The sequence below is a fragment of the Vibrio sp. 10N.286.46.A8 genome (assembly GCF_041470165.1).
Lineage (GTDB): Bacteria > Pseudomonadota > Gammaproteobacteria > Enterobacterales > Vibrionaceae > Vibrio > Vibrio tasmaniensis_A.
In genome coordinates, this window is sequence record NZ_JBFRLX010000228.1 from 1 (window position 1) to 12709 (window position 12709).

A 12709-nucleotide genomic window follows, 5' to 3' on the forward strand; every position below is an offset into this window, starting at 1 on the left:
GACTATTATAAACGGGGATTACAATAGATAGTTTTATTTCTTTTTTAATTGTCTGAGTCATAATGATTCTTTTAGAGTTAAGAGATGATAACTTCTACTTGATTTCTTTTATTATATTAATGGTTTCTTTAACTATTTTTTCTTGCACATCTGACACGCCTGGATATAGAGGAAAACGTATAAGTCTTGAAGATATATTTTCTGTTACCGTAAGTTCTGAACCTTTTCTTCCATATTTTTCTCCTGCTGGAGATAGGTGTAAAGGTACGTAATGAAATGGACAGGTAATACCCAATCTTTTCAACTCTGCAATTAATCGGTCTCTAATTTCATTATTCTCAGCCAAAATATAAAATAGGTGGGCATTGTGGCTATTTGACATTGGTATTGACGGTAATTTAAATCCATACTCTATAATACTTGAAAACCGTTCATTATAGTTATTCCAACAAGTCATTCGGTCATTCTGTATCATATCTACAGATTCCAACTGCGCATATAAAAATGCAGCCATCAACTCGCTAGGAACGAATGAAGAACCAAGGTCTGCCCATGTATACTTATCAACTTCACCTTTGAAGAAACTCTTACGATTAGTACCTTTCTCTCTAATAATTTCAGCCCGTTCTATAAATGCTTCATTATTGATCGCGAGGCATCCACCTTCTCCAGATATTATATTTTTAGTTTCATGGAAACTAAAGCACGACAAGTCACCAAAACTGCCTGCTGGCTGACTTCCTAAGGATGAAGAAAGAGCTTGAGCTGCATCTTCTACCACGTAGAGATTGTACGCTTTCGCTAAGCGGGAAATTGCATCCATGTTGCATATTACACCAGCATAATGCACTACAAAAATAGCTTTGGTTTTTTGTGTTATTGCCGACTCAATCAAACCCTCATCGATATTTAAGGTATCTGATCTTATATCAACAAATACAGGCGTTGCTCCTCTAAGAACAACAGCGTTAGCAGTAGATACAAAAGTATAAGATGGCATAATGACTTCGTCACCAGGTTTTAGATCTAATAGTAGAGCAGCCATCTCCAACGCAGCAGTACACGAATGAGTTAATAATGTTGCCTTACAACCAATCAGGCTAGTTAATTTTGACTCACAAAGTTTTGTAAAGGGCCCGTCGCCTGCAAGCTTCCCATTTTCAATAGCTTTCTTAATATACTCTAATTCATTTCCTGCCAATTTAGGTTTATTAAATACAATCATTATTGCCCAACTATTAATTAATTTTAAAAAATGAAAAATAGCATAATTAACTTTAACAATGCATTATTCATGATAACGTGACTATTCAATCGGTCCTAGCTATTTATCTAGAAGTCCTTTAATAAAATACCAAGCCGATCCTTTTCAGATAACTTGATATTGCAGGCTTCACCTTCGACAAGTGGCCACTCAACACTAATATCAGGATCATTCCACACGATTGAAACCTCTGATTTCGGGTTATAGTAATCAGTACATTTATATACGAATTCAGCTTCATCACTTGTCACATAGAAGCCATGCGCAAAACCTTCCGGCACCCATAATTGACGTTTATTTTCAGCAGACAATAGTTCCCCCACCCACTGCCCAAAAGTCGGTGAGCCTTTTCGAATATCAACGGCCACATCAAAAACTTCACCGGACACAACTCTTACTAGTTTGCCTTGGGTATTTTGGGTTTGGTAATGCAAGCCACGTAAAATACCTTTTTTAGATTTGGAGTGGTTATCTTGAACAAATGATGTTGGCTTACCGGTAACGAGCTCTTCAAATTTTTTTTGGCTCCAAGTTTCCATAAAGAAACCACGCTCATCACCAAACACACTAGGTTCAATAATTTTCACATCAGGGATACGAGTATCTGTCACTTTCATTATCTTATCCTGTATACACTTGAATATCGTTCAATGCAGAATTCCAATCACTCGGTTCAACTGAGAAAGCTTGGGTGATTTTTCCATTACTCAACCGAGAATTACTTGGGCGGCTCGCTGGGGTTGGATATTGTTCTGTCGTTATACTCGTTAAGCTCGGTTTTTTCGCAAGCACCTTTTGCTCAACGGCAACATCAAAAATAGCATCTGCAAAATCAAACCAACTCACATGAGGTAAGCCCGAGTAATGGTAAACACCATATTCAACCTTACTTTCCTGAATAATACGTTTCGCGATTTGAATCAATACACTCGCAATATCACCCGCATAGGTTGGCCCACCAAACTGGTCACCGACAATACTCAATGCATCTCTAGTCTGACCTAAACGCAGCATTGTTTTCACGAAATTATTACCGTGCTCACCAAATACCCATGCAGTACGAAGGATAATATGTTTATCACACGCCTCGGCAACGGCGATTTCACCAGCGAGCTTACTTTTACCGTAAACCCCTTGCGGGTTTGTCGCATCCGTTTCCACATACTCGCCCGTTTTATTGCCTTCAAATACATAATCGGTCGAGATATGCAGCATTGCAGCACCAACGCTCTGCGCTGCTTGTGCGAGGTATTTGGGGCCATCACGGTTTATCGCGTAAGAAAGGTCAACCTCCTCTTCAGCCTTATCAACCGCTGTATGTGCCGCTGCATTAATAATGATGCTAGGCTCAAACTCAGCCACCGTAGCATTAACGGCGTCTTGACTAGTAATATCAAGATGCTCTCTATCAAGAGCTAATACTGCTATATTTTCATTGTTAGCTAATTGTTTAGTTAGACAAGAGCCCACTTGACCATGACAACCGGTAATTAATACACGCATTAAGCATCAGCCCTCTTTTGAGATTCACTAACTAGGCGCGTTAAGTACTGACCATATTCATTTTTCATCATTGGTTTAGCTAGAGTCAGAACTTGTTCATCACTCAACCAACCGTTACGCCAAGCGATTTCTTCTAAACATGCGACTTTCAAACCTTGGACATTTTCAATCGTTTGGACGAAAGAAGAGGCTTCGTGTAGGCTTTCATGCGTACCGGTATCTAGCCACGCAAAACCGCGACCTAATAATTCCACATTCAGTGAACCATCGTTTAAGTACATTTCATTTAGCGTGGTAATTTCTAACTCACCACGATGAGAGGGCTTCACTTGCTTGGCCATTTCCACCACGCGATTATCGTAGAAATACAAACCCGTTACTGCGTAATTGGATTTTGGTGTTGCCGGCTTTTCTTCAATCGAAATGGCTTTCATCTCTTCATCAAATTCGACCACACCAAAACGCTCTGGGTCTTTGACTTGGTAGCCAAAAACAGTCGCACCACTTTCACGGCTGGCAGCATTTTTTAAAGTGTCACTAAATGATTGTCCATAGAAGATATTGTCGCCGAGTACTAAACAAACAGAATCATCACCAATGAAATCTTCACCTATAATGAAAGCTTGTGCTAAACCATCTGGACTTGGTTGAATCGCATACTCAAGATTAATACCAAAATCAGAACCATCACCAAGCAAGCGCTTAAAACCTGCATTATCTTCTGGAGTCGTGATAATCAAGATGTCTTTGATTCCAGCTAACATCAATGTAGAAATTGGGTAAAACACCATTGGTTTGTCGTAGATCGGCAAGAGTTGCTTTGATACGCCACGAGTCAATGGGTACAAACGAGTGCCTGAACCACCAGCTAGAACAATACCTTTCATTATTTACTTCCCTTTGATTCAGTTTTTTCTACGCCTAAACGCTCACGTTGGTAACTACCATCTTGTACATTTTGACACCACGCTGAATTGTCTAGATACCATTGCACCGTTTTACGAAGACCTGTTTCAAACGTCTCCTCGGGTGTCCAACCTAACTCACGCTGCATTTTAGATGAGTCAATGGCGTAACGGCGGTCATGACCAGGGCGGTCTTGAACATAGGTAATTTGTTCTGCATACGCTGACTCTTTCGGTACTAAAGTATCTAAGATGTCACAAATAGTGTTTACGACTTCGAGGTTTTTCTTCTCGTTGTGGCCACCAATATTGTATGTCTCCCCGACTTGACCTTCAGACACTACTTTGTAGAGTGCCCGTGCATGATCTTCAACAAACAACCAATCACGAATTTGATCGCCTTTACCATAGATAGGAAGGTCTTTTCCTTCTAAAGCATTCAAAATGACTAATGGGATCAATTTTTCAGGAAAATGGTAAGGACCATAGTTGTTAGAGCAATTGGTTACGATGGTAGGGAGATCGTAAGTACGTAACCATGCGCGTACTAAGTGATCACTTGATGCTTTTGAAGCAGAGTATGGACTTGATGGTTCATACGAGGTTGTTTCCAAGAACATTGGCAGCTCAGTCCCTTCTGGAACTTCATCCGGATGCGGAAGGTCGCCATACACTTCATCAGTCGAGATATGGTGAAAACGAAATTCTGCTTTTGCACCCTCTTCAAGCTTATTCCAATATTCGCGTGTCGCTTCTAGCAAAGTATAAGTGCCGACAATATTGGTTTCGATAAACGCTGCAGGGCCGGTAATAGAGCGATCAACATGTGACTCAGCAGCTAGATGCATGACAGCATCCGGTTTGTGCTCAGAGAACACTCGGTCAAGCTCTGAACGATTACAGATATCCACTTGCTCGAACGCGTAACGTCCATTCGAATCTACTTCTATAAGAGATTCTAAATTACCTGCATAAGTGAGTTTATCAACATTTACCACACTGTTCGTTGTATTATTTATAATGTGACGTATAACTGCTGAGCCAATAAAACCAGCACCACCGGTGACTAATATCTTCACAAAAACTCCTAAAATAAACCTTGATAATCAACAGACCAACACGCAGTAGCACTACTATCAGGCACGCTACCGCCCTTTGGTCAATAAGCGAAAACCACACTGCGCATTTAAAACTAAAAATGTAAATACAGCTATTATCTATGTAACGGGAAATATAATCAAAAAAAATCGTTAAACTTTGCTCCTGAGAGAGTTCAAAGTTTGATAATCCTATGTACACCAAACTCCAAATCTCGCTATACTCCTACCCTATAATTTTTCGCCCAATAACGAATAAGAGTTCAAGATATGCAAGAGTTAGTTCCATTTGTTCAAGAGAATATGATTTTAGCCATCGTATGGATCGGCTTGGTTGTTGCCATCATTGCGAACGTTATCAAGACATCAAACGCAGCTTACAAAGAGATCACGGCTGCGCAAACCACACACATGATTAACCGTGAAAACGGTGTTGTGGTTGATATTCGTACTAAAGATGAGTTCAAAAAGGGCCATATTACTGACGCAGTTCACATTTTGCCGTCAGATATCAAAGCAAATAGCTTTGGTAGCCTTGAAAGCCACAAAGCCGACCCAATCATCGTAGTATGTAAGACAGGTCAAACAGCTCAAGAAAGCGCTAACCTACTGGTTAAAGCTGGTTTTGAAAACGTAAGCGTGCTGAAAAGCGGCTTAGTAGCTTGGAGCGAAGCTAACCTACCTTTGGTGAAAGGTAAAAAGTAGTTAAAGGTAAGCTGACCTAACTAAACGAATATGACTTTAAGGTTTTGTTCAACAGAGATGGCGAACGAAACCTAATTATAAATTTTTAAGGACAAGAAAATGGCTGAAGCAGCACAACAAGACGCACAACAGAACTTCGCAATCCAACGTATCTTCCTAAAAGACGTATCTTTCGAAGCGCCAAACTCTCCAGACATGTTTCAAAAAGAGTGGAACCCAGATGTAAAACTGGACCTAGACACTCAAAGCCGTGAACTTGGCGAAGGCGTGTACGAAGTCATCCTACGTCTAACGGTTACAGTTAAAAACGCAGAAGACACTGCATTCCTTTGTGAAGTTCAACAAGGCGGCATCTTCTCTGCAAGCGAAATGGAAGCTGGCCAACTAGCTCATTGCCTAGGTGCATTCTGCCCGAACATCCTGTTCCCATACGCTCGTGAAACAATTTCTAGCCTAGTGGTTAAAGGTACGTTCCCACAACTGAACCTAGCACCAGTTAACTTTGATGCTTTGTTCATGAACTACCTACAGAACCAAGCTCAGCAAGCTGAAGGCGAACAGGCTTAAGTCTCAAAGTAGAACTTAACTCCAACGATTCAAGCGCTAGTTAGCTTTTAAATGCACATCGCAACTTCTGCGATGTGCATTTTTTCTTGACACTGTACTAAAATTGAAAGCTCCTCTGATTTTAGTGGAAAGCTTTTCCAGAACTCTTCGATTTCCCTCATTATTTTTAGGTGGAAGCATGACAGAAACAACTCGCCCGACAATCTCGACAAACGCTTACGGCAAAGAGATCGCCATGACAGTAATTGGCGCAGGTTCTTACGGAACATCTTTAGCTATCTCTCTAGCGCGTAACGGTGCAAACGTTGTTCTGTGGGGGCATGATCCTGTTCACATGGCTCGCCTCGAATCCGAGCGCGCAAATAATGAGTTTCTACCGAATATCGACTTCCCAGAAAGCCTAATCATCGAGTCGGATCTTGAGAAGGCAGTAACAGCAAGTCGTGATCTTCTTGTTGTCGTCCCTAGCCACGTATTTGGTATCGTTTTAAATAGCCTTAAGCCTCACTTAACAGATTGTTCTCGTATCTGCTGGGCTACTAAAGGTTTAGAACCGGAAACTGGTCGCCTGCTAAAAGATGTCGCGCACGATGTGCTTGGTGATGGTTACTCGTTGGCTGTTCTATCAGGGCCTACCTTCGCCAAAGAGTTAGCGATGGGCATGCCGACGGCTATCTCTGTAGCTTCGCCTGATGAAATGTTCCTAGAAGAGCTTCAAGAAAAAATCCACTGCGGCAAAACATTCCGCGTATACGCAAACTCAGATTTCATTGGCATGCAACTTGGCGGAGCAGTGAAAAATGTCATCGCAATTGGTGCTGGCATGTCGGATGGTATTGGTTTTGGTGCCAATGCACGTACTGCACTTATCACTCGCGGTCTAGCTGAGATGAGTCGACTAGGCGCAGCTCTTGGTGCGCAACCAGAAACCTTCATGGGCATGGCTGGATTGGGTGACCTAGTGCTAACCTGTACTGATAACCAATCACGTAACCGTCGCTTTGGTTTGGCACTTGGCGCAGGTAAAGATGTAGATACAGCACAAGAAGAAATTGGCCAAGTAGTGGAAGGTTATCGCAACACCAAAGAAGTTTGGTTACTATCAGAACGTATGGGCGTTGAAATGCCCATTGTTGAACAGATTTATCAAGTGTTGTATCAAGGGAAAGATGCACACCTAGCGGCACAAGATCTGCTTGCACGAGATAAGAAGTCAGAAAGGTAAAAGAGCAGTAGAGAGATTCGAGTAAACGAGATACGAACAGAGTTAGAGGTATGGGCAATCAAGGTGCGAATAGCATGAAGTAAATTACCCGAACAAAGTTCTCCAACTCGCTCGTTCCTCACTCTTGAAGATGACGTTAATATAATGTTCGTCATTCCAGAATTGAGGAGCAAAGTATCTGGAATCTCATTTACGCTAATTGGCTTTTCTAAGCTCTTCGTATCTCTCATCTCGCTACGCGTATCTGGTTTAAAGGAATGGATGGAAAATGAAACACTGTGAACAACAAAAAGTTTGGCAATGCATTGTGAAGGAAGCTCGACAGCAGTCGGAGCAAGAACCTATGCTTGCGAGTTTTTATCATGCCACGATTATCAACCATGAAAGTTTAGGTGCAGCCCTTAGCTACATCCTAGCAAACAAGCTAAAGACGGCTTCAATGCCAGCAATGGCAGTACGTGAAGTGGTTGAACAAGCATTTAAACAGGATCAATCTATTATCGATGCGGCAGCTTGTGATATTTGCGCGACGGTAAATCGAGATCCTGCGGTCGAGATGTACTCGATGCCTCTACTTTATCTGAAAGGCTACCACGCTCTGCAAGGTTACCGAGTAGCTAATTGGTTGTGGAAACAAGGGCGCATTGCTCTTGCCACTTACCTACAAAACCAAATTTCAGTCGCTTGCCAAGTTGATATCCACCCTGCCGCGCGTATCGGTAAAGCAATCATGCTCGATCACGCTACTGGTATTGTGATTGGTGAAACAGCAGTAGTCGAAAATGATGTATCGATCCTTCAAGACGTGACCCTTGGTGGTACCGGTAAAGAAGGCGGCGATCGTCACCCTAAGATTCGCGAAGGTGTGATGATTGGGGCTGGTGCTAAAATACTCGGCAACATTGAAGTAGGTGAAGGCGCGAAGATTGGTTCATGCTCTGTGGTACTACAAGCCGTGCCACCTCATACAACAGTCGCAGGCGTTCCTGCAAAAATTGTCGGAAAACCGAAAACAGATAAACCATCTTTAGATATGGACCAAGGCTTCAATGGTCGCTCGCAAAATTTCATTCATGGTGATGGAATATAAGAGCTGATTCTAGGTTCGATGAGCCGAGATACGAAAGACTTAAGAGCAGATGCTGAAAACTAATAAGAGCAACATGACGATAATGATGAAACCAGTCCAAGTAATTAGCACTGTTCTTTTGATATCTTCCAGCCTTTGCGCTGTTCTTTTCTCTGCATCGCCACTTGCCGCATCGAAAGGGGAGCTGAAAGGTGTGTCGAGTGAGATATCTCGTCAACAAAAAACACTATCCTCACAACAGAAGAAGCTCGACAATTTACAGGCAAACCTCAAGCAACAAGAGCTCTCTATCTCCTTGCTTGAAAAAGCCATTAAAACAAGTAAAAAACAACTCAATACCGCCAATGCTAATGTTGCTAGCTTAGATAATAAGATTAAAGCGCTTACAGCACAGAAAAAAGCCCATACCGACAAGTTAGAGCAGCTGATTCAGACTTACTACATGACCAGCAGAGCCAAAGCCTCTTCTCACATCTTAAATACTGGCGTTGAAGAGGACCGCATTAGTCACTATTACCAACACCTCGCCAAAGCGCGATCTGCAACAATCAAAACGATCGAACAAACTCAACTTGAATTAGAAGAAAGCCATAAGCAACGCCAACTTGAGCAAGAACAAATAGCAACGCTGTTAAATCAACAGGTAGCAAAGCGCAACAAACTATCGCAGACCCAAACACAGCGTAAAAAGACTGTCGGCAGTATTAAGAAAAACATCTCTGGCGACAAAAATTACTTAGCCGAACTTCAACGTAATGAAACTCGCCTAAAAGCCGAAATAGCGAAAGCAGAAAAAGCCGCACGAGAGAGACGCAATGCTGTCCCTATGGATGGCTTAGCCAAACGTAAAGGTAAACTGCCTTGGCCAATCAAAGATAAAGTTCTGCATAACTACGGCTCACGCCAAACTGGCCAAGTAAATTGGAAAGGCATGGTGATCAAAGCGAAATACGGTCAGCAGGTAAAATCTGTTTACTCAGGCACCGTCGTATTCGCAGAGTATTTACGTGGGTATGGCTTAGTGGTGCTGCTTGATCACGGTAAAGGCGACATGACACTGTATGGCTTTAACCAAGCGCTTTTAAAGAAAGAAGGTGACAAGGTTAAAGCGGGTGAGGCGATAGCTCTCGCCGGTGACACTGGTGGACAAACCCGACCATCGCTGTACTTTGAAATTCGTAGAAACAGCCAAGCTCAAAACCCGAAAAGATGGTTGGTTAGGTAAAAACAGATACGAGATATAAGTAACCGAGATGCGAAGAACAAGCCCAAAGAGCTGAAAATTTCCGAATTCGCATTAATCAAACTCAGTCATTCCAGAATTGAGGGACGAAATATCTGGAATCTCGCTTGAGATTGCTACCCTCGAGGATAAAGAGAGATTCCCTATCACGCTCGTTCCTCGCTGTAGGGAATGACGTCACGATTTATATCCCACCACTCGAATCTGCGCTTTTCCGCTCTCGTTACCCGAATCCGACTTACCGCTTACCCACATCTTCGCTTTTATTTGCTGTTCAGCGTTCTTACACCATCTTCTAACAATGTCAGTTGCTCAAAGCCTTGAGTCGTTGCAATCGGTTTAACGGTTGCGATCATCTGCAGCATTCCTTGGTGAACAACTTGCTCCGTAATTTGAGATTTTGGAGACATCGCCGACTGATACGCCAACCAACCCGATGCGATCAAGTGGAGAGATGTGACCATCGACTTCATTTCTGTATCTGTTGCTTTTAGCAAGTTCAACTCAACAAAAGCTCTCATAATATCCACAAGATTCGTTTGCAGCTTTTCTTGAACGGCCATGTAATCAAGATGCAGTTTTTCATCACGAGACAATATTTCAGGCAGGTTCGCATAGAAGAATCGGTACTTCCACATCAATGTGAAGATTGAATCTAAGTAGCTTTTTAGTAGCGTCAGGCTTTCTTGCTGCCCTTGAATCGGAGTAAACCTTTCAAGTAACTCAGTCGAGTAGAGAGTAAAGATATCACGTACAATTTCTTGTTTGTTGCGGAAGTGGTAGTAGAGGTTACCTGGGCTGATTTCGATGTGCTCAGCAATATGATTGGTCGTAATACTACGCTCGCCGTGCTCATTAAAAAGCTCTAGAGCTGCGTAAACAATCTTGTCACGTGTTTTCATTAGTAATTAGATCCCTATCCGTTTAGTGGTTCAGTATATCGCCACTAAACAGATAGATCGACCTGTTCACATCTGGTCGAATTAGCTCTGACGAAAATGGATAGAATATCTCAATTAACATCACTACATTACACTAGAATTAAAGAATTATTCCGCTAGCTCGCTTCGTTTGTTCCTTGCTATACTCGTGTGAGTTTGTATTCAAAAAAGTAGGAAGAAATATGATTATCGTAACTGGTGGTGCAGGCATGATTGGCAGCAATATTGTTAAGGCGCTCAATGAAGCAGGCCACAACGATATTCTAGTTGTCGACAACTTAAAAGATGGCAAAAAATTTAAGAACTTGGTTGACCTAGATATCACCGATTACATGGATCGTGATGACTTTCTAACTCAAGTTATGGCTGGCGATGATTTCGGTCACATTGAGGCTGTTTTCCATGAAGGTGCATGCTCAGCAACCACAGAGTGGGATGGCAAATACATGATGCTAAACAACTACGAATACTCGAAAGAGTTGCTGCATTACTGTATCGAGCGCGAGATTCCGTTCTTGTATGCTTCTTCTGCTGCCACTTATGGTGAAACCGATACCTTTATTGAAGAGCCGCAGTACGAAGGCGCGCTAAACGTATACGGCTATTCAAAACAGCAATTTGATAACTATGTGCGTCGCTTAACTGCAGATGCAACCGCACACAACGAAACGCTTTCTCAAATCACTGGGTTTCGATACTTCAATGTCTACGGTCCACGTGAACAGCACAAAGGCAGCATGGCTTCTGTCGCTTTCCACCTAAACAATCAAATGAACGCTGGTGAAAACCCGAAATTATTCGCAGGAAGCGAAACCTTCAAGCGTGATTTTGTGTATGTTGGTGATGTTGCGGCCGTAAACCTGTGGTTCTTAAAAAATGGCGTATCAGGTATCTTCAACCTAGGTACAGGTAATGCCGAATCATTTGAAGAAGTCGCAAAAGCGGTGATTAAGCATCACGGCAAGGGAGAGATTGAAACTATCCCATTCCCTGAGCATTTGAAAGGTGCTTACCAAGAGTTTACTCAAGCTGATTTAACTAAGTTGCGTAATGCCGGTTGCGATGTTCAATTTAAATCGGTTGCTGAAGGCGTCAGCGAGTACATGCAGTCAGTTAATCGCTAGATTACACTCTCCCGAAAACAAGCTAACGGTATACTGTTAGCTTGTTCAATATATATCGCCAGTTAAAGGTTTACAGTGACAACTCAACGCGACGACTACGATCCTAAAGCATACAACCCCAAATTCATCAGTGCGTTTTTATCACCAAAACACTGGGGAACTTGGCTCGGGCTATGCCTATGTCTACCCATTTCTTTGCTGCCAAACTCGATTCGAGTAGCCATAGCAAAATTCGTGGCGACAAAAATGGCGAAGAAGCAACGTGGCTCAGTACAAAAGGCACGTATAAACCTCGCGCTTTGTTTTCCAGAAAAGTCTGTTCAAGAGCGTGAAACCATTCTAACCAATTGCCTAACAACTGCTGGCGCCTTTTTACTTGGTTTTCCTGCCATATCATTACGCAGTAAACGTTGGCTTGAAAAACACTCAGAAATCATTGGATTAGAACACTTACAACAGCTACAAAAAGACAATCAAAGTGCTATTTTGCTCGTACCTCACTCTTGGTGCATCGACATTCCGGCTATCCTTTTAGCTTCAAGAGGCTTGCCCGTTTCTGCGATGGCAAATAGCCAGAAAAACCCTCTGACCGATTGGCTCATGCACAAGCAAAGAGTTCAGTATGGCGGACGAGTTTATGATCGCAGTGGAGGCATTAAGCCTTTTATCAAATCAGTCAAAGATGGCTACTTGGGATATTACCTGCCAGATCAAGACCATGGCCCAGAGCAAAGTGTATTCTCAGATTTCTTTGCGACTGAAAAAGCAACCTTGCCCGGACTAGGAAAACTAGCAAAAGTAAGCCGAGCGAAGATCGTTCCAACCTTTGCCAACTATAATATTGAGACGGGTAAATACGAAATTGAAATCAAAGCACCCATTGAGTTATCCGGCGATGAACATCAAGACGCTAGGGCAATGAATGAAGTCGTTGAAGGTTTTGTTAATCCGAAACCTGAGCAGTACATGTGGATTTTAAAGTTATTAAAAACACGTAGGAACGGACAAGACCCATATGTGGGTTATTAACCTACATATGGGTATA

At 42.4% G+C, this 12709-nt stretch carries 13 protein-coding genes; 7 read left to right on the plus strand and 6 right to left on the minus strand.

Translation table 11 applies throughout. The features are described 5' to 3' along the window. Positions 1-94: 94 nt before the first annotated feature. The 5 genes from rffA to rfbB form a co-directional block, all read right to left on the minus strand. Positions 95-1225, minus strand: coding sequence for a dTDP-4-amino-4,6-dideoxygalactose transaminase (gene rffA / locus AB4232_RS19585; RefSeq protein ID WP_372087806.1), 1131 nt, complete (start codon positions 1223-1225; stop codon positions 95-97). Positions 1226-1332: 107 nt separating this feature from the next. Next, complete coding sequence (gene rfbC, locus AB4232_RS19590; RefSeq protein ID WP_372087807.1) at positions 1333-1881, minus strand: dTDP-4-dehydrorhamnose 3,5-epimerase; 549 nt, start codon at positions 1879-1881, stop codon at positions 1333-1335. 4 nt (positions 1882-1885) lie between these two features. Continuing rightward, positions 1886-2767: a dTDP-4-dehydrorhamnose reductase gene (rfbD, locus tag AB4232_RS19595; protein WP_372087808.1), complete on the minus strand. Its 882-nt coding sequence runs from the start codon at positions 2765-2767 to the stop codon at positions 1886-1888. Further along, a complete protein-coding gene (gene rfbA, locus AB4232_RS19600) occupies positions 2767-3654 on the minus strand; it encodes a glucose-1-phosphate thymidylyltransferase RfbA (RefSeq protein ID WP_372087809.1) in 888 nt (295 codons plus the stop codon). Before rfbA ends, rfbD begins: the two co-directional genes overlap by 1 nt. After that, positions 3654-4751, minus strand: a complete 1098-nt coding sequence (gene rfbB, locus AB4232_RS19605; RefSeq protein WP_372087810.1) for a dTDP-glucose 4,6-dehydratase — start codon at positions 4749-4751, stop codon at positions 3654-3656. Before rfbB ends, rfbA begins: the two co-directional genes overlap by 1 nt. 288 nt (positions 4752-5039) lie before the next feature. Between rfbB and AB4232_RS19610 the strand changes: the two genes are divergently transcribed. The 5 genes from AB4232_RS19610 to AB4232_RS19630 all read left to right on the plus strand — a co-directional run bounded on the left by AB4232_RS19610 (position 5040) and on the right by AB4232_RS19630 (position 9581). Beyond that, positions 5040-5474, plus strand: coding sequence for a rhodanese-like domain-containing protein (locus AB4232_RS19610; protein WP_016786319.1), 435 nt, complete (start codon positions 5040-5042; stop codon positions 5472-5474). A 99-nt stretch (positions 5475-5573) separates the two neighbouring features. Continuing rightward, complete coding sequence (gene secB / locus AB4232_RS19615) at positions 5574-6041, plus strand: protein-export chaperone SecB (protein WP_009847959.1); 468 nt, start codon at positions 5574-5576, stop codon at positions 6039-6041. A 178-nt stretch (positions 6042-6219) separates the two neighbouring features. Then, a complete protein-coding gene (gene gpsA / locus AB4232_RS19620; protein ID WP_372087811.1) occupies positions 6220-7266 on the plus strand; it encodes an NAD(P)H-dependent glycerol-3-phosphate dehydrogenase in 1047 nt (348 codons plus the stop codon). Between the two features lie 268 nt (positions 7267-7534). After that, positions 7535-8356, plus strand: a complete 822-nt coding sequence (gene cysE / locus AB4232_RS19625; RefSeq protein WP_009847961.1) for a serine O-acetyltransferase — start codon at positions 7535-7537, stop codon at positions 8354-8356. A 73-nt stretch (positions 8357-8429) separates the two neighbouring features. After that, entirely contained in the window at positions 8430-9581 is a 1152-nt protein-coding gene (locus tag AB4232_RS19630) for a murein hydrolase activator EnvC (protein ID WP_261879032.1), read from the plus strand. 281 nt (positions 9582-9862) lie between these two features. On the opposite strand, the gene AB4232_RS19635 is transcribed toward AB4232_RS19630, so the two are convergent. Further along, a complete protein-coding gene (locus tag AB4232_RS19635) occupies positions 9863-10501 on the minus strand; it encodes a TetR/AcrR family transcriptional regulator (RefSeq protein ID WP_372087812.1) in 639 nt (212 codons plus the stop codon). Positions 10502-10722: 221 nt separating this feature from the next. Here AB4232_RS19635 and rfaD point away from each other — a divergent pair, with 221 nt between their 5' ends. Beyond that, positions 10723-11664 carry an ADP-glyceromanno-heptose 6-epimerase gene (rfaD, locus tag AB4232_RS19640; protein WP_029222819.1) on the plus strand — a complete coding sequence of 314 codons (942 nt, stop codon included), beginning with the start codon at positions 10723-10725 and terminating at the stop codon, positions 11662-11664. A gap of 75 nt (positions 11665-11739) precedes the next feature. Beyond that, on the plus strand, positions 11740-12693 hold the full coding sequence (gene lpxM / locus AB4232_RS19645; protein WP_372087813.1) for a lauroyl-Kdo(2)-lipid IV(A) myristoyltransferase: 954 nt from the start codon (positions 11740-11742) through the stop codon (positions 12691-12693). Positions 12694-12709 lie beyond the last annotated feature (16 nt).